Source organism: Kribbella sp. NBC_00382, assembly GCF_036067295.1.
In the GTDB taxonomy this organism is placed as follows: domain Bacteria; phylum Actinomycetota; class Actinomycetes; order Propionibacteriales; family Kribbellaceae; genus Kribbella.
The window spans coordinates 5240597-5263126 of sequence record NZ_CP107954.1 but is presented as its reverse complement, the minus strand read 5'-3'; the positions used below and the strand labels follow the sequence as shown (position 1 = coordinate 5263126).

Sequence of the window (22530 nt, the reverse complement as noted above, 5' to 3'; positions counted from 1 at the left end):
GCAAGCGCCGAACAATGTCGGACACAGGGCGCTAGCCATCGCCACCGACAGTTTCGCCAACTTCGACGGAACTCTCGGCCACGCAGTACCGGAGCCAGGTGACGCCGGGGAGGAAGGTCTCGACGTTCGCCAGCGAGAGGTCGAGGTGGCGGGTGAAGGAGTCGTGCCAGCGGGGAGCGTCACCGATCAGGACGGGATGGACGAGCAGGCAGAGCTCATCCACGAGACCTTGCTCGATCATTGCTCCGAGCAACCCGCCGCCGCTGTCGACGCGGACGAGTTTGGCGCCTCGACGGCCGAGCATCTCGAGGCACTCGGCCAGGTCGACGTGGTCGTAGCCGGTGACGAGTTCGCGGATCACGCTGTCTGGTTGGCGCGCGGGCGTGAGTTCGGAGTACAGGGCCAGTACGTCGGACCAGTACCCGAGGTCGCGCAGCTCCGGGAGAGTGTGGACGCGGTGCCGGCTGTCGACGACCGCGAGGAGGGGGCCGGCCTCGCGGGGGCCGGGGCGTAGCGCAGTACGGACTGAACTCTCTTGGGCGAGCAGAGTGTCGGCGCCGACGAGCGTCACGTCCTCCTGCCAGAGCGTCGCCAGCGCATACAGGCGCGCTTGATCGGCCTCGAAGCCGGTTGTCGCACCGTCGAGCGAGACCGCGAGTTGAGCCACCACATGAGGCCGCATGTCTTCGACCCTAAAAGTCGGCACCGACAGAAATATTTACAGAGGAGTCTTTGCAGAGGAGTCTCTGCAAAGTTAGAGTCACCAGCATGGACAAGCCGATGCGCAGGATCGACGCGCGCAGCCTGCGAGGGCTCGCGCACCCGCTGCGGATGCGGATCATCGAGGCGCTGGAGCTCGACGGCGCCGCGACCTCGACCGGCCTGTCGGCGCGGCTGGGCGAGAGCACGGGGACGATCAGCTGGCATCTGCGGCTGCTCGCCGAGCACGGGTACATCGAGGAGGAGAGCGACCGCGGCACCAAGCGCGAACGCTGGTGGCGGATCCCGCCGGGCCGTACGGTCCTCAACCCGGCCGACTTCCGCGACGACCCGGAGACGAGCGGGGCGCTGAAGGTGTACCTGGAGGATCTGGTCGAGCGCTACTACGACCGGGTACGCCGGTACGTCGCCGAGAACTGGTCAGGCGAATGGCAACACGCCGCGGCCCTCTCCGATTGGCGGGACCTCAAGCTGACGCCCGAGCAACTGGTCGCCCTCAACGAAGAGCTGGGCGAGGTCATCGACCGCTACACCGAGAGCGCGCTCGCCGTCGAGGACGGCACGGTCGGGGACAGTCGAGCGATGCCGGTCATCGTGCAACTGCAGTCGTTCCCGCGGCGGCCGGGATGAGCGGGCGGACAGCGGGCGCCCCGGACTCGGGGACAACGGGCGCCCCAGACTCGGGGGCGGCGAGGGCCCCGGGCTCGAGGGCAGCGGGCGCCGGCAGGAGTTTGCTCCTGAGGCATCGGGATTTCCGGTGGTTCTGGGTTGGGGAGACGGTCAATCGGTTCGGTAGTTCGGTGTCGACCGTCGCGTTGCCGCTGATCGCGGTTTCGGTGCTTCAGGCAACGACTTTCCAGGTCGGCCTGTTGAGCGCGGCCGCCTGGCTGCCGTGGCTGCTGATCGGGTTGCCGGTCGGCGCCTGGGTGGACCGCTGGTCACGCCGGCCGATCATGCAGCTCAGCTCGGCGATCTCGCTGGTCCTCTTCGCGAGCATCCCCTTGGCCGCGCGCGCCGAAGTACTGACGATCGAGTGGCTGCTCGCCATCGCAGTACTGACCGGCATCGCCTCCGTCTTCTTCCAGACCGCCTACACGGCGTACCTCCCAAACCTCCTCCCACAAGCGGATCAAGCCGAGGGCAACGCCAAGCTCCACGGCAGCGCCTCGGCCGCGCAGATCGCCGGGGTCGGCTGCGGCGGCCTGATCGTGCAGGCAGCGGGAGCCGTCAACGGTATGTACGTCGACGCCTCGACCTTCCTGATCGCCCTGCTCTGCATCTCCGCAATCCGGTACCGCGAACCACGCCAGCAAAACACCACGCACACCCCACTAGCCACCGAGGTCCTGGCCGGCCTTCGACTAGTGGCCGGTGACGTCTGGCTCCGGACACTCACCATCTTCGGCGCCGTCTCCAACCTCGGCTTAATGGGGTACCAGTCGATCATCGTCGTCTTCCTCGTCCGCGAGATCGGCGTCTCCCCCGGCGTCGTCGGCGCCCTGATCGCCATCGCCAGCAGCGGCGGAGTCGTCGGCGCGTTCCTCGGCCGCCGCGTCGCCACTGCGATCGGTACTGCGCGCGCAACCCTCTTCTTCGAGCTGGCCCTCCCGGCCCTCGCCATGCTGATTCCCCTGACCAGCAAAGGCCCAGGCCTGGCGCTCTACACGGTCGGCGCCTTCTGCATCGGCGTCGGCGTGGTCGCCGGCAACACGATCAAGTCGACGTTCCGCCAGTCCTACTGCCCACCCGAACTCCGCGGCCGCCTCGCCGCCAGCACGTCATTCCTCAACTACGGCACGATCCCATTGGGCGCCTTGCTAGGCGGCGCGCTGGGCCAAGTACTAGGTCTCCGTACTGCCCTGTGGATCACCACAGCAGGCGTACCCCTCGCCGGCCTGGTACTCCTCTTCTCCCCCATCCGGCGTCAGCGCGACCTGCCGAGCGGTGAGTTGGTGGCGGTTGGCTCAGTGGATTCGAGGCTGCCGCGGTAACGGACTGTGGATCGCGTCGCCGGGCTGCGTCCTGCTTACTCGGCCAGTGGCAGGTTTTCGTACCGATGGTCTGAAGCATCACACCAGCAGCACCAAAACCCGCCAGCCGACCCCACAAGAGCAGTCGCCTGAGGCACTTTGTGCACCACCTGAGCATTTCCCGGTAGCAGATCCACTCACGTCATGCACAAAGTCGCCCGGATCGGGGCCCCCAACCCGATCAAGAGCACCTCGCGATCAGCACCCCGCAACCACACCAACCCGGGCCGGTGTATCCGGGATTACCAGGGCAGCGCAGTACCGGCGGTCGCTGCTGATTCGAGTCGGGCGCGAATCGACTGACGGGCTCGGTCGTAGATGGCGCCGTCGTCGTTGCGGAGGAGGGAGGCGAGGTTCGCCGAGTCGTAGTAGGCGTTTAACTCGAAGGCGAGTTGTGCTGCATCCGCCGCTAACTCGCCGGCCGCAATCGCTTCGGCGACGGTCTGTTCGACGAGCTGGATCCACTCGTGGTTGACCTCGGCCAGGTAGTCGTGGACTGCTCCACCCCGTGCGCCGTACTCATGCGAAGCCTTGGCGAAGAAGCATCCGCCCGGAAACACCCGGCGCTCGGAATAGTCGAGCCAGCACTCACTCAACGCCCAGACCCGCCCGAGCCCGGGCGGGACCTTGAAGGCCGGCTCGACGACCGCGTCGGCGTAGATCCGGCGAGCCGCGCGAACCGTCGCCAGCTGCAGCTCTTCCTTGGACCCGAAGTGCGCGAACACCCCGCCCTTGCTCAGCTCGAGCTCCTTGGCCAGCCGTCCGATCGACAGACCTTCCAGGCCATCCACCGAGGCGATGTCGACCGCTTTGCGCAGCACGATCCGCCGGGTCTGGTCGCCCCGCACCAGCCGTCCGTCGACACGCGTCTCCACCGCCACCTCCTGTGCCGGAGATCCTAGTTCGCTTGACGCCACCAGCTGCACAAACTAATAATACGACCGTTCGTATAGTTTTCCTAGCAAAGGGGCGCGCGGTGATCGTCGAGGTGGTGCGGGCGAGTTTGAAGGTGTTGCCGCCGAGGGTCGCGGGGCGGGTGGCGTTCGAGTTGTGGCGTCGGCCGATGGCGCGCGGCAAGGTGCGGACGGCGGAGCGCGCGGTCCACGACGCAGCCAGCGTCCAAATGGTCGATGGAGTGGTCACCTACGCGTGGGGTGATGGCGAGCGGCCCGTGCTGCTCGTGCACGGGTGGCGGTCGCGGGCTTCGCGGTTCTACGCCTTCGTCGAGCGGCTGCTCGAACTCGGGTACAGCCCGGTCTCGTACGACGCCCCCGGGCACGGCGACACTCAGCTCAAGGCGGGGACGATCCTCGATCACCAGCGGATCATCAAGCGGCTGGCGGACAGGTACGGGGCCTTCGAGGGCGTGATCGCGCATTCGCTCGGCGTCCCGTTCGTGCTGTACGCGCTCCGCGAAGGCGTCCAGGCCCGGCGGGTGGTGACGATCAGCGGGCCGGCCGAGTTCGGCTACCTGGTCGACGCCTTCTGCCGCGAGCTGGAACTCGGCCCCAAGGTCAACGCCGAGCTGAGGAAGGCGATCGAGCGCGGACTGTTCGACGGCGACGAGACGATCTGGGCGAAGTACTCGGTCTCCGAAGGCGCGACAGAGCTGCTGGCGATCCACAACGACGAGGATGACGTGGTCGATCCGAGTCAGGCGCCGATCCTCCTCAAGAGGTACGGAGCGAAGGCGCACTTCCTGCAGACGAACGGCCTCGGGCACCGCGGGATCATGGTCGATCCGGAGGTGATCACCGAGGCCGTGGCCTACATACAAGACCAGCACAGCATCCAGGACTCAGATGTCGCGGAACGTCTCGATCTGGGCGCCTAGCGAGTTGAGGCGGGTGGCGAGTTCCTCGTAGCCGCGGTTGATCACGTAGACCGAGCGCAGCACCGACGTACCCTTCGCCGCCATCATCGCGATCAGCGTGACGACCGCCGGCCGCAGCGCCGGCGGGCACATGATCTCGGCGCCGGAGAAGTGCGTCGGACCCTCGACCATCACCCGGTGCGGGTCGAGCAGCTTGACCCGGCCGCCGAGCTTGTTCAGGTCGGTCAGGTAGATCGCGCGGTTCTCGTAGACCCAGTCGTGGATCAGCGTCTGCCCGGTCGCCGTCGCCGCGATCACCGCGAAGAACGGCAGGTTGTCGATGTTCAGGCCCGGGAAGGGCATCGGGTGGATCTTGTCGATCGGCGCGTGCAGCGTGGACGGCCGGGTGGTCAGGTCGACCAGCCGGGTCCGGCCGTTCTCGGCCAGGTACTCGTCGCTGCGGCTGTAGTCGAGACCCATCTCCTCCAGCAGCGCCAGCTCGATCTCCAGGAACTCGATCGGCGCCCGCCGGATGGTGATCTCCGAGCTCGTCACGATCGCCGCGGTGAGCAGGCTCATCGCCTCGATCGGGTCCTCGGACGGCGCGTAGTCGACGTCGACGTCGATGTCCGGCGTGCCGTGCACGGTCAGCGTGGTCGAGCCGACGCCGTCGATCTTCACCCCGAGCAGGTCGAGGTAGAAGCACAGGTCCTGGACCATGTAGTTCGACGAGGCGTTGCGGATCACCGTGACACCGTCGTACCGGGCGGCGGCCATGATCGCGTTCTCGGTCACGGTGTCGCCGCGCTCGGTCAGTACGATCGGCTTGCCCGGCGTGATCGCGCGGTTGACCAGCGCGTGGTACTCCCCCGCGGTCGCCTTGATCTCCAGACCGAACGGGCGCAGAGCCGACATGTGCGGCTCGACGGTCCGGGTGCCGAGGTCGCAGCCACCGGCGTACGGCAGCGCGAAGGTGTCCTCGCGGTGCAGCAGCGGGCCGAGGAACATGATGATGCTGCGGGTCCGGCGGGCCGCCTCGGCGTCCATCCCGGCCAGGTCGAGGTGCTCCGGCGGCACGATCTCCAGGTCGCCGGCGTCGTTCAGCCAGGTGGTCTTCACGCCGATCGAGTTCAGTACTTCGAGCAGCCGGTTGACCTCTTCGATCCGGGCGACCTTGCGCAGCGTGGTCCGGCCCTTGTTGAGCAAGGACGCGCAAAGCAGCGCCACACCGGCGTTCTTGGACGACTTCACATCGATGGATCCGGACAGTTGGCGTCCACCGACGACACGGAGGTGGACCGGACCGCCACCGAGAGAGACAATCTCGGAGTCGAGTGCTTCGCCGATCCGGGCGAGCATCTCGAGAGTGAGGTTCTGATGGCCCTTTTCGATCCGGTTCACCGCACTTTGACTGGTGCCCAGCACGTCGGCGAGCTGGGTCTGCGTCCAGCCACGGTGCTTGCGGGCGTCCCGGATGAGATTGCCGATCCGGCTCAGGTAGTCATCAGTCATGCGCCGGACCTTATCTCACATGTGAGATACCTCTGCACCGACCCGCCGCCTACAGCGTAGTCAAGGTCACGACGCACCGGCCGCCAGCCCCCGGTGCTTCCCCAGCGTCATAGTCTTAGCCATTCCGACCGCCCGGAGAGGAACCATCGATGCCCGACGACGTTCACACCGCGGGTGTGACCGAGTTCGAGGCGGAGTCCTGGCCGCTTGAAGCGGCTGCCGAAGGCTTGCACCAGGTCATCGACGGCTTCCAGAACGGCGATACCCGGCCGCTGGTGATCGGCGACGGCGATCAGCCGGTGCTGGTCGTGCTCGCGATCGCCGATCTCGCCGACTTCCGCGCCCGGATCGCCGAACTGCTGGGCAACCCGGTCGACGCCGGCTGGTTGCGCTACTACCTCCGCTCCACCTTCGACATGAGCTCCGAGACGCTCGTCGAGCAGCTCGGGGTGGACGCCGATCACGGCCTGTCCTCGCTGGCCAGCCAGGTGAACGTCGAGCAGGCCGCCGTCCTGCTGCCCGACCACCTGCGCCGGACCGAGGCGGGCGGCAACCCGCTGATGCTGATCGGCGACGGGATGCTCGCGACCGCGGCCCTGATCGCGTTCCCCGCGTTCTCGGTGCTGCTCGCGATGGAGAGCGACGGCAAGACCGAGGACGACTCCTGCGCGTACGACGAGGAGGACAAGCCGACCACCCCGCTCGAGGTGCTCGCCGAGCGGCTCGGGCCGATCTCCACCCAGCTCGTCGCGCGGATCAACGCCGGACGCGAGCCTGGGCTGCCGAAGTACGACCTGCACTTCGAGGACGACCTGATCGAGCACCTGCGCGACCTGGAGAACCGGGCGCAGGCAGCTCCGGGCGGTGGCGCGTACGACGAGCTGAACGATCTGCTGCACTCGTTCGACCAGATGCGCAGCGGTGCACTGGCGGAGGAGGAAGCCGAGCTCGAGGAGGAGGCCGAGGCGCCGTACATCGAGGTGGCGGACCTACCGGCCGCGTTCCCCGAGGTCCGCGACGCGTTCCGTTCCGGCGCCGACGATCCGTACCTGATCGGCATCGACGGCAGCCCGCTGGCCGGCCTGATCTCCTACGACCTGTACGAGATGCTGCAGAAGGTCTCGGTCGAGATGGACGGCACCGAGGAGGCGCCGGTCCTGCCGCTGCCCGCGCCGCTGTGGGACGACGGCCCCGAGGTGATCCCGTTCGACGCCGCCGTCGCGGTCTGCCCGGCCGTGCTCGAGGACATTTCGAACGGCGACGCGTCGATGCTGTTCGTCGCCGACGACGAGACAGGCGAGCCCGAGATGGTGCTCGCCCCGCTCGTCTGGCTGTGGGCCTACGTCGACTACCTCGAGCTCGAGCCGACCGAGGTCTGACCTGTACTACGTACCGCCGGTGCTCAGGCCGGCGGGAAGCGCTTCTCCCACTCCTGCAGCGTGACGATCTCGTAGATGTCAGCCGCGGTGTAGGGGTCCTTGGCGAGGATGTCCCGGACCTCCGCCTCGTCGGCGACGTCGTAGATCAGCAGGGCACCGGTCGCATCGACGAACGGTCCGGCGGCGTGCAGCTTGCCCGCGGCGTACAGCTCGTCGAGGTACGCCCGGTGGGCCGGCATGACCTCCAAGCGGCGTTCGAGATCGGTGAACTTCAGCGTGAGTGCGAAAAGGGCCATGACCTCAACCCTACTCAGGGAGGTCACGGCCCGCTCGCCATCTCAACGTTGGTGCGGGAAGGGAGTCACGAGCCGCCACAGCGGCTGGTTCAGGTCGGACCCTAAAGTCGACGGTGATCGCCCTTCCCGCTCGGTTATTTTGACCACCGGATCACCCGGATGCAAGAGGTTGGTTAAGGCGATTTGCAGCGGTCAGTCTCGTCAGGTAACGCTTAGTGATCGACCCCCCGGCCGCGTTGATGAGAGCGCTTACACACCCGTACAGTCCGTTACGCCGCGCAGAAGTCAAGGCCCGATGACCGGAGTAAGAACTCAGCAGATCGAGGTACTCGGCGGCCGTGTAGCGCTGTTCCCACTCGTACTGACGGACAACGACCGGCCCGAACCGGCCACTTGCGCCGATCTCGCCGGAGTCCTCCTGCGGTACTTCGGCCGCTGTCAGCATCCTGACCTCGACCGCATCCTCGGTGAAGCGCCGGTAGCAGTCCTGCACATCGATCCAGAACTGCTCGGAGCCACCGGCGATGTGATGCGTCGAGACGATCGCGAGCAGTCCACCCGGCCGCAACGCATCGGCCGACTTCGGCACCCGTACCTCCGGATCGATCCAGTGGAACGCGGTCGCCGACAGCACCAGGTCGAACTTCTCCGCCGGCAACGGCCAGTCCTCGAAGGCAGCCGTGATCACCTCGAGCTCGGCCAGGTTGGCCCGAGCTACCCGGCCCAGCTCGGGACTCAGCTCGACGGCCTTCACCGACCAGCCACGCTCCAGCATCGGCTTCGTCGCCTGGCCCGTTCCGCAGCCGATCTCCAGCACCCGAGGGCGCTGCGGATCTCCGAGCAACCTCGCGACATCGTCGTACAGGCGAGGTGGATAGGTCGGCCGGACCCGGTCGTAGAGTTCCGCGTCCTCCCCGAACGTCTGGCGCAAGCTCTCGCGGCTCATTGCTGAAGGCTAGCGCCCGACGTACGGGAAGGGTCAGGGGTTAATCCAGCGCCGCGCGGCCCGCTTCGAGGCGGGCCACTGGGACGCGGAACGGGGAGCAGGAGACGTAGTCGAGGCCCACCTCATGGAAGAAGTGGATGCTCTCCGGGTCGCCGCCGTGTTCGCCGCAGATGCCGAGCTTGAGGTCGGGGCGGGTGGAGCGGCCGCGCTCGGCGCCCATCCGGACCAGCGCGCCGACGCCCTCGCGGTCGATCGACTCGAACGGTGAGACCGCGAAGATCCCCTTCTCCAGGTACTTCGAGAAGAACGAGCCCTCCACGTCGTCGCGACTGAAGCCCCATGTCATCTGGGTCAGGTCGTTGGTACCGAAGGAGAAGAACTCAGCCGCCTCGGCGATCTGCTCCGCCGTCACCGCGGCCCGGGGCAGCTCGATCATGGTGCCGATCGGCGTCGACCACTCCACGCCCTCGGCCTTGGCCACATCGGCCAGCACCGCTTCCACCTCGTCGCGGGTGAACTGGAGCTCCTGGACCGCGCCGACGAGCGGGATCATGATCTCCGGCCGCGGATCCTTACCGGCCTTCTTCAGCTCGGCAGCCGCGGAGGCGATCGCCCGTACCTGCATCTTGAACAAGCCCGGGATCATCAGCCCGAGTCGTACGCCGCGCAGCCCGAGCATCGGGTTCTGCTCGGCCAGCCGCTCGACCGCGGTGAGCAGGACGGCGTCGCGTCCCGGATCCTCGCCGCGCTCCTTGGCGAGCGCGACCTTCACGGTCAGCTCGGTCAGCGGCGGCAGGAACTCGTGCAGCGGCGGGTCGATCAACCGGATCGTCACCGGCAGCCCGTCCATCGCGCCGAGCAGTTCCAGGAAGTCCTTACGCTGCAGGGGTTCCAGTACTGCGAGCGCCGCGTCGCTCTCCTCCGCCGAGTCCGCCAGGATCAACCGCTCGACGGCCTCGCGACGCTCCCCCAGGAACATGTGCTCGGTCCGGCAGAGACCGATGCCCTGGGCACCGAACCGGCGAGCTCGGGCCGCATCGTCCCCGGTGTCCGCATTCGTCCGTACGTCGAGACGCCGGATCTCATCAGCATGCGTGATCAGCCGGTCCACGGCGGTCACCAACTCGTCACCGGCGTCGGCCTCGAGCGACCCCTCGAAGTACTGGACAACCGGCGACGGCACGACCGGTACCTCGCCGAGGAACACCTCGCCCGTGGTGCCGTCGATCGAGATCACGTCGCCCTCGGCGATCGCCCGGTCCTTGACCTTGATCGTGCGGGCCGTGACGTTGACCTCGAGGTCCTCGGCGCCGCAGACACACGTCTTTCCCATGCCTCGGGCAACGACTGCCGCGTGCGACGTCTTGCCGCCGCGGCTGGTCAGTACGCCCTGGGCGGCGATCATGCCGTGCAGGTCGTCGGGGTTCGTCTCCCGGCGTACCAGGATGACCTTCTCGCCGCGGTCGGCGGCCTCGACAGCAGCGGCGGACGTGAAGACCACCTTGCCGGAGGCGGCACCCGGCGAAGCGCCGATCGCCTTGGTGACAAGGTCTTTCGCCGCGTCGTCGTCGAAATGCGGGAACATCAGCTGGGCCAGTTGCGCACCCTTCACGCGACGCAGCGCCTCGTCGATGTCGATCACGCCTTCGTCGACCAGGCTGGTCGCGATCCGGAACGCCGCGCCCGCGGTCCGCTTGCCGACCCGGGTCTGCAGCATCCACAGCTTGCCGCGCTCGACGGTGAACTCGATGTCGCACAGGTCGCGGTAGTGGCCTTCGAGTTTGGCCATGATCGCCATCAGGGCGTCGTACGAGGCCTTGTCGATCTGCTCCAGATCGGCGAGCGGGACCGTGTTGCGGATGCCGGCGACGACGTCCTCGCCCTGGGCGTTCTGCAGGTAGTCGCCGTACACGCCGGGCTGGCCGCTCGACGGGTCACGGGTGAACGCGACACCCGTCCCGGAGTCCATCCCGAGGTTGCCGAACACCATCGAGCAGACGCTCACCGCCGTACCGAGGTCGGCGGCGATCCGCTCCTGGCGGCGGTACAGGATCGCGCGCTCGGAGTTCCAGGAGCCGAAGACGGCCTCGGTCGCGAGGTCCATCTGCTCGCGCGGGTCCTGCGGGAACTCGCGGCCAGTGTGCTCGTGCACGGCCGTCTTGAAGGTCTGTACCAGCGTCTTGAGGTCGTCGGCGTCCAGGTCGAGGTCGTTCTTGGTCCCCTTGGCTTGCTTGGCCGCCTCGATCGCGTCCTCGAAGACGTCGCCTTCCATCCCGAGCACAGTCTTGCCGAACATCTGGATCAGCCGCCGGTAGGCGTCCCAGGCGAACCGCGGGTTGCCGGAGTGGTGCGCGAGACCGTTCACCGAGTCGTCATTGAGGCCGACGTTGAGCACCGTCTCCATCATCCCGGGCATCGACACCGCGGCGCCGGAGCGGACCGAGACGAGCAGCGGGTCGTCGGCCTGGCCGAGCTTCTTGCCCATCTTCTGCTCGAGCTCGGCGACGTGATGGTCGATCTCGTCGGCCAGCTCGGGCGGTACCGAACCTGTCGTGAGGAACACCTTGCAGGCGTCGGCGGTGATGGTGAAGCCGGGCGGTACCGGCAGGCCCAGGTTGGTCATCTCGGCGAGGTTGGCCCCCTTGCCGCCGAGCAGTTCCTTCATGGACTTGTTGCCTTCGGCGAAGTCGTAGACGAGTTTCGGCACGGTGACTCCCTGAGGTTTGGGCGGCGTGACTGTCGCGGCGTGGTGACCGCTGGCCCGACGACTCCACTGGCGAGGGCGTCTTTTCAGAGTAAGGCAGAAAACCAGTCCAGTTGAACACTGGTCTCACGTTGAGACGGGTGATGCTGCCCACATCCATCGGCTGGAAAACCCTTGCCACGTTGACAACGCAGGACAAACGAGGGTTTTCCCGTGGAAACCGACGCCGGACAGGAAGGCGTGACCTTGAACACCAAACGGCGACCTTGAACAGGTAATAACTTGTTCAAGGTCGCCGTTGGGTGTTCAAGGTGCCGACTACTCGCAGATGCAGAGTTGGAGTTGCGAATCCGTGGCGAACGGCCGGCCGGACCAGTCGCCGAAGCGCTCGACCAGCCTCAGGCCGCCGAGCTCGAGCAGTAGTGGCAGCTCCTGCGGGAAGATGCTCCTGATGTCGAGCGGCGCGACGACGAAGTCGGGCTCGGAGTCGGTCGAGAGGTACCACGTCCCGCGGGTGACCTGCGCCGGCGCATCGTAGGTCTCAGCGACATCGACGCTGACCTCACCACGTACCGGATCCCTAAACGCCAACGCCTCCCTTGCGCGCCTCACGCCGTCGGCCCCTGCAAGTAGGCCCACACTCGGGTTGAACACATCGAAGACGAACCGCGCTCCAGGTGCCAGGTGCCGTCGAACCGCCCGGAAGCAGCTCACCAGATCCTCACCCTCCTGCAGGTGCAGCAGCGAGTTGGCCGTGATGAACACAAAGTCGAAGGTGCGTCCCAGGTCGAAGTCCCGCATATCCCCCTGCACCCACTCCACCGCCACACCGCGCTCGTCCGCCTTACGCCTCCCCTCAGCCAACATCTCCGCCGAGAAGTCCACGCCAACACACGGATGCCCATCGCCCGCGATCGGAATCAGCTTCTGCCCGGTCCCGCACCCGAGCTCCAACACGCTGCCACCGTGCCGACCGACCTCACCCCGATAGAAGTCCACCGCAGGCCCACCACCCGGAAACATCAGGTCGTACAACCGCGCGTGCGAGTAGAACGCATCACTCATCAAGCATCTCCTTCTCCGAGGTGGCCCACCGATTCACGCCCACCCACCACCGGAGCGCCTGCCATTTACCCGGTATAGAACGCGAGAGGAGTGGCCCTCGTACTACAGCCGGAGTTTGTGGTGTTGGGCGGCAGGCCCGGACCGCCACCACTCACAAACCTGCCGTTCCACCCCGGAGCACGCCTGCGCCTGCTTGGCCCGATGCGATCAGTTGAGGTTTGTGAGTGGTGGCGGTCCGGGTAACTTTGCTGTCGCTACAAGCGGCGGCGGGTTCTTAGGTAGTCGCCTACGACGGCTGCGCCTAGGCCGTCGGGGTCGGGGGCTAGGACTCGGCCGCCGCTGCGGCGAGCTAGTAGGTCTACGAAGGAGGTCAGGCGGGGGTCGTCGCCTAGGCGGAAGATGGAGACGGTGGCGCCTAGTTTGGCTAGGCGGTCTACTTCGAAGATTGTTTTGCGGAGGGTTGCTGGGCGGGGTGGGTAGTCGAACTCGGCGGTGCCGTCTGGTTCCAGGTGGGCGGTTGGTTCGCCGTCGGTGACCATCAGGACCACCGGCTGGGCGTCGGGGTGACGCCGCAGGTGGCGGCCGGCCAGCAGGAGGGCGTGGTGGGCGTTGGTGCCTTGCTCCCAGGTGCCTTCCATGCCGATGAGTTGCGGTAGTTCCACCACCCCGGCGTACCGGCCGAAGGTGATCAGCTGGAGTGCGTCGTTGCGGTAGCGGGTTGAGATGAGTTGATGCAGGGCGAGCGCCGTCCGCTTCATCGGCAGCCAGCGGCCCTCCTGCACCATCGACCACGACGTGTCGACCAGCAATGCGACCGCGGCTCGGGCCCGGTGCTCTGTTTCGGCGATCTCGACGTCGGCTACGTCGAGCCGCACCGAGCCGTCACGGTCAGCGCCAGCAGTTCGCAGTACTGCGTTACGCACCGTTCGAGGTACGTCCCACGGCTGGGTGTCGCCGAACTGCCAGGCCCGGGTGGACCCACTCAGCTCGCCGGCCGCTCCCGCCGACGCCGCATCGCGCTCACCGGACTGGCCGCGCGCGGTCCGCAGTACGTCGGAAAGCGCCGTCTGCCCGAGTTGCCGCAACGCCTTCGGAGACAACTGCAACGTCCCGTCAGGCGCACGCTCCAGCAGACCCTGCTTGCGCAGCTCACGCTCGAGCTCCGACAGCCGGCGCGCATCAACCGTCGCCTCGTCACCGAGCTGCCGGGTCAGCGCATCGAGATCGATGTCCTCCAACCGTGCCCCCGGATACGACTGCGCCAACTGCTCGGCCAACGCATCCAGCTCAGCCAGATCCGACATCGCCCGAGCGCCCTCGGCCAGCCCGAGCGGATCGTCACCACTCATCTGCTCGGACCCAGACCAGTCCTCGCCCGGCCGCAACGCCTGCAATTGCGCATCGAGATTCGCCAACTGCTGCGACAACTGCGGATTGCCGAACGCCTGCTGCGAGAGCTGAGCCAACTCGGCCCGTTGCTCCGGCGTCATCGAGTTGAGCATCCGTTGCGCCGCCGCCGCACGGGCAGCCAGTACGTCGATCAGCTCATCGACAGTGCGCGGATTCTCCGGGAAGAACTCGCCATGCTTGGCCATGAACTCGCCGAAGAGCTCATCGATCTGCGGATGCCCCTGCGCATGAGCCGCGAGCAGCGCGTTGAGATCGGACAGCATCTCGTTGATCCGCTCGACGTCCTCCGGCGTCGTGTTCTGCAAGGCCTCCTTCATGCCCTCGAACCGCGACCCGAGCAGCTCACGACCGAGCAGCTCGCGGATCTCCTCGTACTTCTGCCGCGCCTCACTCGACTGCCATTCGTAGTCGGCCAGCTCCCGCACCGCGGCCGCCGTGCCGGACGGGAGCGCGTCGAGCTGCATCTCGCGGAAGCGGGCATCGTCGGACGGGTTCGGGAACAGGTCATGCCGCTCGGCCTCAAGCGCCTCGTCGAGCAGTCGCTGTACGTCGCGCAAGGTGCCGTCGAGATTGTGCCGCTGCTGGATCTCGCGGCGGCGCTCCCACAACCTGCGAGTCAGATCGTCGAGTCCTTCGGTGTTGCGAGTCCCGCGCCGGAGCAACTCCTCCAGCGCGGACCGCGGTGACGAGCCGCCCATGACATCACGGCCGAGCTCGTCCAGCGCGTCCCGCAGATCCACCGGCGGGGCGAGCGGGTCAGGACCGTCGTGCCACGGCCCGTACGACCAACCTTCCGGTAGTTGCGACATCTCAGGCCCCGTAGACGGTCGTGTCGTCGTCCGCGTCCTTGGCCAATCGCTTAGACAAGTAGAGGGCCTCGAGTGCTAGCTCGACCGCGGCGGCGATCCGGCCGGGTGAATCATCGGGCTCGACGCCCGCGCGCGCCGCCACGTCGTGCAGTACGGGCAGCTCTGGCAGAGCAGCCAGGACATCGCGACCGGGGATCCGCTCGCCCGTCGTCACCATGTTGCCTTGAGCAACAGCATCAGCGAGTGGCGTGAGGTCGAGTCCGGCGAACCGCTCCCGAGCGGTGTCAGCAACCGAGCGACGCAGCAGGTACTCGAGCAGCTCGGTTTCGCGCCCTTCCTCGCCTGGCTCGAACTCCAGCTTGCCCCGCAGTACGGCGGGAACAGCCTCGAGGTCGACCGGCCGTGCGACAGCCGGCTCCTCACCCGTGATCGCGGACCGGCGAAGCGCAGCGGCGGCAACCGTCTCGGCGGCAGCGACGGCGAAGCGCGCGGACACACCCGAACGCTGGTCGATCGCGGTCGACTCGCGCAGGTGCCGTACGAACCGAGCCAGTACTTCGAGCAGCGGCTCCCCCACCTCGGCGGTGAGGTGGCTCTCCTGCCGGACGACGTCCACCTCGGCGTCGATGTCGAGCGGGTAGTGGGTCCGGACCTCGGCGCCGAAGCGGTCCTTCAGCGGGGTGATGATCCGGCCGCGGTTGGTGTAGTCCTCGGGGTTGGCCGTTGCCACCAGCAACACATCGAGCGGGAGCCGCAGGGTGTACCCACGGACCTGGATGTCGCGCTCCTCCATCACGTTGAGCAGCGCGACCTGGATCCGCTCGGCCAGGTCGGGCAGCTCGTTGATCGCGACGATGCCGCGATGCGCGCGCGGGACGAGTCCGAAGTGGATGGTCTCGGGGTCGCCAAGGCTGCGGCCCTCGGCCACCTTGACCGGGTCGACGTCGCCGATCAGGTCACCGACCGACGTGTCGGGGGTCGCGAGCTTCTCGGCGTACCGGAGGCTGCGGTGCAGCCAGGCGACCGGCAGGTCGTCGCCGAGCTCGGCGGCGCGGCGCTTGGACGCGGGCGTGATCGGGTCGAGTGGGTGCTCGGGCAGCTCGGCGCCTTCGATCACGGGCGTCCACTCGTCGAGCAGACCGACCATGGTGCGGAGCAGCCGGGTCTTGCCTTGTCCTCGTTCACCGAGGAGTACTACGTCGTGCCCCGCGATCAGGGCGCGTTCGAGCTGGGGAATCACCGTGCGGGAGAAACCGACGATGCCGGGCCAGGGGTCGCGACCCGCGCGCAACTCCGTCAGCAGGTTGTCGCGGATCTCGGCCTTGACCGAACGGCGGACGAATCCGGCGGCGCGCAGCTCGCCGGCCTTACGGGGAAGATCAACAGGTGCACTGGTCACTCAGACGACGTTAGCTCGCTCACGCCAAGCACGCCCGTGAAATCTCAGCTGATCTCGTCCCGAACGACAGGACATAGTCCCCGACCTGCGGCCGCGCGCCGTTCCCGTGAGCGTGACGCCTGGCCGAGATGCCGACTATGTCCTGTCGGTCGGGACAGACCGTGGAGTGACCCGCCCTGAGTTGAACAGATAGGTCGGGGTGAAGGTGACGGTGGTCCAGGGTTGGTCCGGTGCGCTGCGAGCAACGAAGTGGTTGCCGTCGGCGGGGATAGTTGGGTAGAGGTCGTACTCGACGACGGGCTCCTCAGCGAAGGCGAGGCGGTCGCCGGTGGCCTGGTACCTCAAGCTCAGCCGGTCGTCACGGCAGACGACCTCCATCCGGACGCTGGCCCGTTCGTAGACTCCAACATGCTCCTCACCTGCGGAAATGCCGTCGATCGGCTCCGGCGGGAGCGGTACGGCGGCGCCTACGTAGTGGGTGAAGACCTCGGAGGCGAGCTGGTCGAAGAGGGCTGGGGCGTTGGCCGAGTTGGTCAGCAGGCAGACGGCCAAGCGGGCTTCCGGGTCGATCCGGAGGAAGGCGAGTTGTCCGACCGTTGTGCCGTCGTGGCCGAAGAGTTTGCGGCCAGACCAGTCGTAGAGTCGCCACGCCTGACCGACCGCCTCGAATCCGCCGGTCGCACCGGGGACGGCGACCTGGGGCTGGCGCATTTCGGAGTACTGATCCAGGTGAAGTTGGGCGAAGGTGAGCAGGTCGGCAGCGCTCTGGGTGATCAGGCCGGCGGGGCCGATGCTGCGGGGCAGGTTCCAGGTTTTCACCGGTACGCCGTCCGCCGTGTGGCCGAGCGCGTTGCGGTGCAGGATGGCTTGCTCGGGGAGAGTCGTGGTCTGGGTCAGGCCGAGTGGCTCGACCAAACGCTTGGTAAGGGATTCGTCCCAGGTGCAGTTGTCGAGGACCTCGATGAGGCGGCCGAGGAGGACGAAACCGGAGTTGCAGTAGGAGTACGCAGTACCGGGCTCGAAGAGTTGCTCCACATCGGCCAGCAGGGCGACGTACCGCTCCAGGCAGTCGTCGCCCCGGCCGGTGTCGGTGAAGAGGTCGCCGTCGATGCCGCTCTGGTGGGTGAGCAGGTGCCGGACGGTGATCCGCGCGTCGATCGGCGCCTCGGGCAACAGCTTCACCACCGGGTCATCCAGAGACAGCTTGCCTTCGGCAACGAGTTGCGCGATCAGCGTCGCGGTCCAGGTCTTGGTGATCGACCCGACCTGGAAGAGCGAGTCGGCCGTCACCTCGACACCGGTGGCGCGGTTCAGGACGCCGTACGGCGCGATGGTCTGCTCACCGTCGGCCAAGATCCCGAGCACCGCACCCGGTACCGCGGTCCCGGCGGCGAGCTCTTCCAGGCGGGAGTTCCAGTCAGGCATACAGCCAAACTTACTCGTCCTTCGTCACCTCTTCGAGAATGGCCCGGATCGCCGCCCAAGCGGCCGTTTCGTCCAGGCCGAGCTCGGTCAGGACCTCGGTGGCGACGCTGGCCGAATCGCGATAGAAGGCGAGCAACAGGTGCTCGGTGCCGACGTAGTTGTGGCCGAGCACAAGCGCCTCGGCCACCGCGCCCTGGAGCACGTGCGCGGCCTTGCGCGTGTACGGCGGATTGTCGGCGTTCAGCGCGGCCTCGACGTCCCTCGGCGCACCGGCCGCCTTGGCCGGACTCTGTACGGCGACGGCCGCGGCTACCGCTTCCTCGGTGATGCCGCGCCCGATCAGCACGCGGGTCGCGAGCGACTCAGGCTGGCTGAACAGAGCGAGCAGCAGGTGCTCGGTACCGATGAACGGGTGGTTCATGCCGCGGGCGACCTCCTTCGCACCGGTCAGCACGGCCTTGGTGCGCGGGGTGTAGCGGTCGAGAGCCGGCTGGGCCGTCCAGGAGTCGGCAAAGCGTTTGTGCGCGGCCTGCTTGCTCACGCCGAGCACCGCGCTGATCTCGACCCAGGACTTGCCGGCACCACGGGCGCGATCGACGAAGTACCCGAGGGCGGCGTCGCTGGTGTTGGTCAGTTCGTTGATCGTGCCGGCTGCGGTGCCGAGCTGGTCGAGGACGTCATCACTCGCAGCGTCCTCGCGGATGGTGTCGATGAGTTGCTGAAGATCGGGCCCAGGAGTCATGCCGTCAACGCTAGGTTGACTTTCTAGCTAAGTCAACCTTGGGTTGACGGTTCAGCACTGGTGCCGGACGAAGTCGGTCAGCGCCCAGCCGCTCCGGCCATCCGGGAGCTGGACGTGCACCCAGGAGGCGCCATCGCGTTCGGCGATCGGGGTCAGCTGGTCGCCGCGATAGACCTTGGCGATCACCGTCTTGCTGCGCGGCGCGTCCCGTACGGTCGCATCCTGCGCGCAGACGGTCAGCTTGGTCTCCGGCGTCTCATGGCCCTGCGCAAGCACAGTCGCCCCAACTCCAGCGACCACCACGACCGGCACGGCGATCGTGGCCCACCACGCAACCCGGCGCCGACGGCGTACCGGGGCCACCGCAGCAACCTCACCATCAGCTGCAGCCTGGAGCGCCTCGCCGAATTCGGCTGCAGTCGCGTACCGCTCCCCCGGCTCCTTGGCCATCGCCCGACGGACCACCTCATCGAAGGCTGCCGGTACGCCGTACAGGCTCGGCATCGGCGGCGGAAGGATCGCCACCGCGTACGCCAGCTCCGGCAAGGTCCTGCGATTGAACGGCCGCTCGCCGGTGAGCAAGGTGAAGAGTGTGCCGCCGAGCGCATAGACGTCCGTGGCGGCCGAGACCGGATCGCCACGCCACTGCTCGGGCGCCATGTAGGCGACGGTCCCGGCGACCGAGCCGAGCGAAGGACCGGACGGTGAGCCGCTCTGCAGCCAGCCGGCGCCGCCGCTGAGGTCCATCCCGGTGCTCGACTCGAGGCTGACGAGCTGCCGGGCGACGCCGAAGTCGGCGACCATCGGGCGATCGCCGTCGAGGATGATGTTGGCCGGTTTCAGGTCGCGGTGGATCACGCCGGCCCGATGCAGCACGTCTACCGCCTCGGCCACCTGGGTCATCAGCCCGACCGCGCGATCAATGGGCAGCGGGCCGTGATTCTCCAGCAGCTGCTGGAGATCCGGGCCGCTCAGCCTGTCCATCACCAGCCAGGCCTGATCGCCCTCTCCGCCCACCTCGTGGACCCGGACGACCCCGGGATGGACGACGGCACCGGCCAGTCGCGCCTCCCGGCGAAGCCGGTCACGGTACTGCGGGTCGACCAGCTCGGGATGCACCAGTTTGACCGCGACGGCCGCCCCATCGGCCAGTCGGCTCGCTTCGTACACCACCCCTGTCGCACCCGCACCCAGCGGCTCCGCCAGGCGGTAGCCAGGTACTTCGACGATCACGGCTCGCACACTAACCCCCACTCTCCGGATCCGGAAGGGATTCTGCTGCCATCCCGATCAGTGGTTCCAGCTGTGCCAGCTCGGCGAGCACGAGCTGCCGGAACGCCTGCAGATCCTTGGGTTCGTCACCAACTTTGCGCAGTGGCGTGAGCAGTTGCCGGACAGCCCGGCCGAGCGGGTCGTCGTCGGCCTCGTCGACGATCGGGAGCAGCTCGCGCGCCTCGGCCAGGGCCTGGCTGAGCAGCCGGAGCCGGATCGGTTGCTCGAGCAGCAATGCGGCGATCCGGAGCATCCGCCGGCCGGCCTTCAGCGCGATCTCGCCGGTGATCGGCTGCGTCTCGCTCCGGTCGCGGATCTGGTCGATCCACGGCTCGACGGTCTCGCCGCGCCAGATCGGGCCGGACGACAACTCGGCGTCAGGCTCGGGAATGCCATGGCTGCGGCGCCGGCGCCAGGCGGTCACCAGTTGCCGGTTCAGGCCGAGTGCCTCGGCGATCTCGGCGATCCCGTAGAAGCCCTTGCGGTACGGGTCACCCTCCTCGCCAGGCAGCGGACGTGTGCTGTTCACCGGGTCAGCGTATCCACTGAGTACACCTATTGCCATCTCTGACGACACGGCTTACTGTCATTTCAGATTACAAACCCATGGAGGTTGAGATGACACGCAAGGCTCCCATCGCGCTCGCCGTCACCGCCCTGGCGGCGGCCGGGCTCGCTCTCGGCACCGGTGCCCCGGCCGCCTCCGCGGTCGAGGTCCCGCGGCACGCGATCAACATCTGCCAGAGCGCGACCATGTACGAGAACTACAACTTCTCGATCCCCGGCCCGGTCACCTACATCCGCACGCTGGCCTACGGCGACAAGATCGGCCACACCCCGGGCAAGCACCCGGTCTACAACGGCTGGGCCTCGATCCAGGACTTCGGCCCGAACGACTGGGGCTTCATCCGCGAGGAGTGCATCGGCGGCTACGACAGCTGGTGATCCGGCAACCGCTCTGAAATTCCGCCCCGTTTTAGAGGAGAGACTGCAATGAACCGAGTACTTCGTACCGCCGCCGCCGGTGCCGCACTGGTCGTCATCGGGCTAGCCGTCAACACCACGCAGGCCCAGGCCGCCGATGGGCATCTCGGCGTACGGGAAACCGTCTGCGCGCAGGACCTGCAGTTCCGCACCGAGCCGGGTGGCGCCCGGGCCGGCACCCTGCACTACGGCGAGACCTTCAAGATCGACCAGATCATCCCGGGCTGGGTCCATGGCTTCGCCTACGGCACGATCAACCACAACGGCTGGGTCCAGGACGGCTGGTTCTGCTGATGCCCGTCGTGAAGCGCGCGCTCGTCGCGCTGGCCACCGGTGCGCTGGCCGTCCTCGGGTTGAGCCAACCCGCTCAGGCAATCAATCAGTACGTGACGATCGGCAATGTGCCGAAGCCGGCTGCCGCCTGCAACAACCACGGGCTGATGCCGGCCGGCGGCTGGCTCGCCAACAAGTCGTGCGGCTACGTGATGGGGACGGCGATCGCCGGTACCCGGTTCGACGTGAGCACCACGACCGCGAACAACTTCCACTTCGGGCGCTGGCGCGCGGGTGACGGTACGAGCTTCTGCGCCTATCTGGTGCCGGGGGCGCTCGACACTTCGCACTCGACGCCGATCGCCGACAGTTGCAGCAGCGCGACGAGCGACCGGCTGGTCCATCGCCGTACCTTCGGGCGCGACTTCGACGTCGCTCCCCATACGGGCAACGGCGCGATCGTCGTACGGATCAATCCGTCGGCGTGCACCGGCTACTACAACTACTTCACCGACAGCACGTACACCACCGGCTCGCTGCACGACCCGGTCGGCTTCGCCCTCCCCACCACCGGCGGCTACCGCTACACCACCGCCAACGGCGGCGCCTCGATGATCCGAGTCGACGACGCCAACGGCGAAACCATCTGGCTCTTCGTCTCCCGCTCCTGCATCAACTCCCAACTCCCACCAAACCTCAACAACGACAACGACTGACAACTCCGTGAGCCGGCCCTGCGGCCGGCTCACGGAGCAAGGGAAGGCGAGGTCCGCATGAGCCGCATCCGCTGAGCGGGTGCTCGGCGTGGCTCGCTCCGCTCGCCCGCCGCCCCCTCCGCCCCGGGGGCGCCGGGCGGGCGCCTACCCCAGCGCCGGTAGCCGTCCCCTATCCACCCACCGCGCGGTGTGAGTGATCCAGTTGCCCACCCAGGTCACGCACAAGCACGGGAGGGCGGACCGCCACCACAAATCAACCTGCCTCCAGCTGCTAGCGATCGCGCTCAGCCCGCTTCGCACCAGCCGCCCCGGTGGGCTTGCTGTGTGCTGGCGGTCCAGCGCACCCGCCCCAAACGGCGCCCGCCCCGTCGCCTTGTGCACCACGTGAGCGTTTCAGCTCCTCCCAGACGCTCACGTCGTGCACAAGGTCCGCTTGCCGCGGCAATGGAGGGCTTGGGGCGCTGGGTGTTGGGGCGCTGGGCGGGTGCGGGGTGGGGGCTAGGGTTCTGGGGTGCAGGCATTGGGTGATGTGATCGGGGCGGGGTTGCGGGTGTTGTTCTGTGGGATCAACCCTGGGCTGGTGTCGGCGGAGACGGGGCATCATTTTGCGCGGCCGGGGAATCGGTTTTGGCCGGCGTTGCATTTGGCTGGGTTTACGCCTCGGCAGTTTCGGCCGGATGAGCAGCGGGAGTTGCTCCGGTTGGGGCTGGGGATTACCAATGTGGTGGATAAGCCGTCGGCTCGGGCTGATGAGTTGACCAAGGCTGAGTTGGTGGCTGGGGGCGAGAACCTGGTGAAGAAGGTGCTCGAGTTTCAGCCTCGGTGGCTTGCGGTGGTGGGCGTTACGGCGTACCGGGATGCTTTCAATGAGCGGAAGGCGACGATGGGTGCGCAGGACAGGCGGATCGGGGAGACGCGGGTGTGGATCCTGCCTAATCCGAGTGGGTTGAATGCGCATTACACGTTGCCCAAGCTCGCGGCCGCCTACGCCGAGTTGGAGAAGGTCAGCGCAGGCGGTTGACGGCTTTCAGGCGA

Annotated in this window: 21 protein-coding genes; 8 read left to right on the top strand and 13 right to left on the bottom strand. The window is 67.4% G+C overall.

What is annotated here, in order from left to right; genetic code table 11:
* Positions 1 to 31: 31 nt before the first annotated feature.
* Positions 32 to 682, bottom strand: coding sequence for a RibD family protein (locus tag OHA70_RS25300; RefSeq protein WP_328321789.1), 651 nt, complete (start codon positions 680 to 682; stop codon positions 32 to 34).
* Positions 683 to 768: 86 nt separating this feature from the next.
* Between OHA70_RS25300 and OHA70_RS25295 the strand changes: the two genes are divergently transcribed.
* The gene (locus tag OHA70_RS25295) at positions 769 to 1350 is read left to right on the top strand and encodes a winged helix-turn-helix domain-containing protein (RefSeq protein ID WP_328321786.1); all 582 of its coding nucleotides are present in this window, start codon (positions 769 to 771) and stop codon (positions 1348 to 1350) included.
* Positions 1351 to 1451: 101 nt separating this feature from the next.
* Positions 1452 to 2711: an MFS transporter gene (locus tag OHA70_RS25290; protein ID WP_328321784.1), complete on the top strand. Its 1260-nt coding sequence runs from the start codon at positions 1452 to 1454 to the stop codon at positions 2709 to 2711.
* Positions 2712 to 2992: 281 nt separating this feature from the next.
* Here OHA70_RS25290 and OHA70_RS25285 read toward each other — a convergent pair whose 3' ends face one another.
* Positions 2993 to 3625 carry a TetR/AcrR family transcriptional regulator gene (locus OHA70_RS25285; RefSeq protein ID WP_328321782.1) on the bottom strand — a complete coding sequence of 211 codons (633 nt, stop codon included), beginning with the start codon at positions 3623 to 3625 and terminating at the stop codon, positions 2993 to 2995.
* A 101-nt stretch (positions 3626 to 3726) separates the two neighbouring features.
* Here OHA70_RS25285 and OHA70_RS25280 point away from each other — a divergent pair, with 101 nt between their 5' ends.
* Entirely contained in the window at positions 3727 to 4584 is an 858-nt protein-coding gene (locus tag OHA70_RS25280) for an alpha/beta fold hydrolase (protein ID WP_328321780.1), read from the top strand.
* Here OHA70_RS25280 and OHA70_RS25275 read toward each other — a convergent pair.
* Positions 4549 to 6075 carry a helix-turn-helix domain-containing protein gene (locus OHA70_RS25275; protein WP_328321778.1) on the bottom strand — a complete coding sequence of 509 codons (1527 nt, stop codon included), beginning with the start codon at positions 6073 to 6075 and terminating at the stop codon, positions 4549 to 4551. The genes OHA70_RS25280 and OHA70_RS25275 overlap by 36 nt on opposite strands.
* 149 nt (positions 6076 to 6224) lie before the next feature.
* On the opposite strand from OHA70_RS25275, the gene OHA70_RS25270 reads away from it, so the two are divergent.
* On the top strand, positions 6225 to 7454 hold the full coding sequence (locus OHA70_RS25270) for a hypothetical protein (RefSeq protein ID WP_328321776.1): 1230 nt from the start codon (positions 6225 to 6227) through the stop codon (positions 7452 to 7454).
* Between the two features lie 23 nt (positions 7455 to 7477).
* On the opposite strand, the gene OHA70_RS25265 is transcribed toward OHA70_RS25270, so the two are convergent.
* The 10 genes from OHA70_RS25265 to OHA70_RS25220 all read right to left on the bottom strand — a co-directional run bounded on the left by OHA70_RS25265 (position 7478) and on the right by OHA70_RS25220 (position 20051).
* A complete protein-coding gene (locus OHA70_RS25265; protein ID WP_328321774.1) occupies positions 7478 to 7750 on the bottom strand; it encodes a YciI family protein in 273 nt (90 codons plus the stop codon).
* 151 nt (positions 7751 to 7901) lie between these two features.
* Positions 7902 to 8696: a class I SAM-dependent methyltransferase gene (locus OHA70_RS25260; RefSeq protein ID WP_328321772.1), complete on the bottom strand. Its 795-nt coding sequence runs from the start codon at positions 8694 to 8696 to the stop codon at positions 7902 to 7904.
* Between the two features lie 40 nt (positions 8697 to 8736).
* A complete protein-coding gene (gene ppdK / locus OHA70_RS25255) occupies positions 8737 to 11403 on the bottom strand; it encodes a pyruvate, phosphate dikinase (protein ID WP_328321770.1) in 2667 nt (888 codons plus the stop codon).
* A 315-nt stretch (positions 11404 to 11718) separates the two neighbouring features.
* Entirely contained in the window at positions 11719 to 12465 is a 747-nt protein-coding gene (locus OHA70_RS25250; RefSeq protein ID WP_328321768.1) for a class I SAM-dependent methyltransferase, read from the bottom strand.
* A 254-nt stretch (positions 12466 to 12719) separates the two neighbouring features.
* Positions 12720 to 14684 carry a VWA domain-containing protein gene (locus OHA70_RS25245; protein WP_328321766.1) on the bottom strand — a complete coding sequence of 655 codons (1965 nt, stop codon included), beginning with the start codon at positions 14682 to 14684 and terminating at the stop codon, positions 12720 to 12722.
* A 1-nt stretch (position 14685) separates the two neighbouring features.
* Entirely contained in the window at positions 14686 to 16083 is a 1398-nt protein-coding gene (locus OHA70_RS25240) for an ATP-binding protein (protein ID WP_328321764.1), read from the bottom strand.
* A 135-nt stretch (positions 16084 to 16218) separates the two neighbouring features.
* A complete protein-coding gene (locus tag OHA70_RS25235; protein WP_328321762.1) occupies positions 16219 to 17508 on the bottom strand; it encodes a serine hydrolase domain-containing protein in 1290 nt (429 codons plus the stop codon).
* A 10-nt stretch (positions 17509 to 17518) separates the two neighbouring features.
* Complete coding sequence (locus OHA70_RS25230; RefSeq protein WP_328321760.1) at positions 17519 to 18250, bottom strand: Clp protease N-terminal domain-containing protein; 732 nt, start codon at positions 18248 to 18250, stop codon at positions 17519 to 17521.
* A gap of 51 nt (positions 18251 to 18301) precedes the next feature.
* Positions 18302 to 19483, bottom strand: coding sequence for a serine/threonine protein kinase (locus OHA70_RS25225; protein WP_328321758.1), 1182 nt, complete (start codon positions 19481 to 19483; stop codon positions 18302 to 18304).
* Between the two features lie 10 nt (positions 19484 to 19493).
* On the bottom strand, positions 19494 to 20051 hold the full coding sequence (locus tag OHA70_RS25220; protein WP_328321756.1) for a hypothetical protein: 558 nt from the start codon (positions 20049 to 20051) through the stop codon (positions 19494 to 19496).
* Positions 20052 to 20140: 89 nt separating this feature from the next.
* Here OHA70_RS25220 and OHA70_RS25215 point away from each other — a divergent pair, with 89 nt between their 5' ends.
* From OHA70_RS25215 to mug, 4 genes are all read left to right on the top strand, one after another.
* On the top strand, positions 20141 to 20467 hold the full coding sequence (locus OHA70_RS25215; RefSeq protein WP_328321754.1) for a hypothetical protein: 327 nt from the start codon (positions 20141 to 20143) through the stop codon (positions 20465 to 20467).
* A 48-nt stretch (positions 20468 to 20515) separates the two neighbouring features.
* Positions 20516 to 20800: a hypothetical protein gene (locus OHA70_RS25210; protein ID WP_328321752.1), complete on the top strand. Its 285-nt coding sequence runs from the start codon at positions 20516 to 20518 to the stop codon at positions 20798 to 20800.
* A complete protein-coding gene (locus OHA70_RS25205) occupies positions 20800 to 21495 on the top strand; it encodes a hypothetical protein (protein ID WP_328321750.1) in 696 nt (231 codons plus the stop codon). The genes OHA70_RS25210 and OHA70_RS25205 overlap by 1 nt, the downstream gene beginning before the upstream one ends.
* A 511-nt stretch (positions 21496 to 22006) precedes the next feature.
* Positions 22007 to 22516, top strand: a complete 510-nt coding sequence (gene mug, locus OHA70_RS25200; protein WP_328321748.1) for a G/U mismatch-specific DNA glycosylase — start codon at positions 22007 to 22009, stop codon at positions 22514 to 22516.
* The last annotated feature ends 14 nt before the right edge of the window (positions 22517 to 22530 follow it).

Excerpts from the sequence above, each read along its gene's own strand:
- OHA70_RS25295 (WP_328321786.1), top strand. The coding sequence starts at position 769 with ATGGACAAGCCGATGCGCAGGATCGACGCGCGCAGCCTGCGAGGGCTC.
- OHA70_RS25215 (WP_328321754.1), top strand. The coding sequence starts at position 20,141 with ATGACACGCAAGGCTCCCATCGCGCTCGCCGTCACCGCCCTGGCGGCG.
- OHA70_RS25230 (WP_328321760.1), bottom strand. The coding sequence starts at position 18,250 with ATGACTCCTGGGCCCGATCTTCAGCAACTCATCGACACCATCCGCGAG.
- OHA70_RS25250 (WP_328321768.1), bottom strand. The coding sequence starts at position 12,465 with ATGAGTGATGCGTTCTACTCGCACGCGCGGTTGTACGACCTGATGTTT.
- OHA70_RS25265 (WP_328321774.1), bottom strand. The coding sequence starts at position 7,750 with ATGGCCCTTTTCGCACTCACGCTGAAGTTCACCGATCTCGAACGCCGC.
- OHA70_RS25210 (WP_328321752.1), top strand. The coding sequence starts at position 20,516 with ATGAACCGAGTACTTCGTACCGCCGCCGCCGGTGCCGCACTGGTCGTC.
- OHA70_RS25270 (WP_328321776.1), top strand. The coding sequence starts at position 6,225 with ATGCCCGACGACGTTCACACCGCGGGTGTGACCGAGTTCGAGGCGGAG.
- OHA70_RS25300 (WP_328321789.1), bottom strand. The coding sequence starts at position 682 with ATGCGGCCTCATGTGGTGGCTCAACTCGCGGTCTCGCTCGACGGTGCG.
- OHA70_RS25235 (WP_328321762.1), bottom strand. The coding sequence starts at position 17,508 with ATGCCTGACTGGAACTCCCGCCTGGAAGAGCTCGCCGCCGGGACCGCG.
- OHA70_RS25205 (WP_328321750.1), top strand. The coding sequence starts at position 20,800 with ATGCCCGTCGTGAAGCGCGCGCTCGTCGCGCTGGCCACCGGTGCGCTG.
- OHA70_RS25275 (WP_328321778.1), bottom strand. The coding sequence starts at position 6,075 with ATGACTGATGACTACCTGAGCCGGATCGGCAATCTCATCCGGGACGCC.
- OHA70_RS25245 (WP_328321766.1), bottom strand. The coding sequence starts at position 14,684 with ATGTCGCAACTACCGGAAGGTTGGTCGTACGGGCCGTGGCACGACGGT.
- OHA70_RS25260 (WP_328321772.1), bottom strand. The coding sequence starts at position 8,696 with ATGAGCCGCGAGAGCTTGCGCCAGACGTTCGGGGAGGACGCGGAACTC.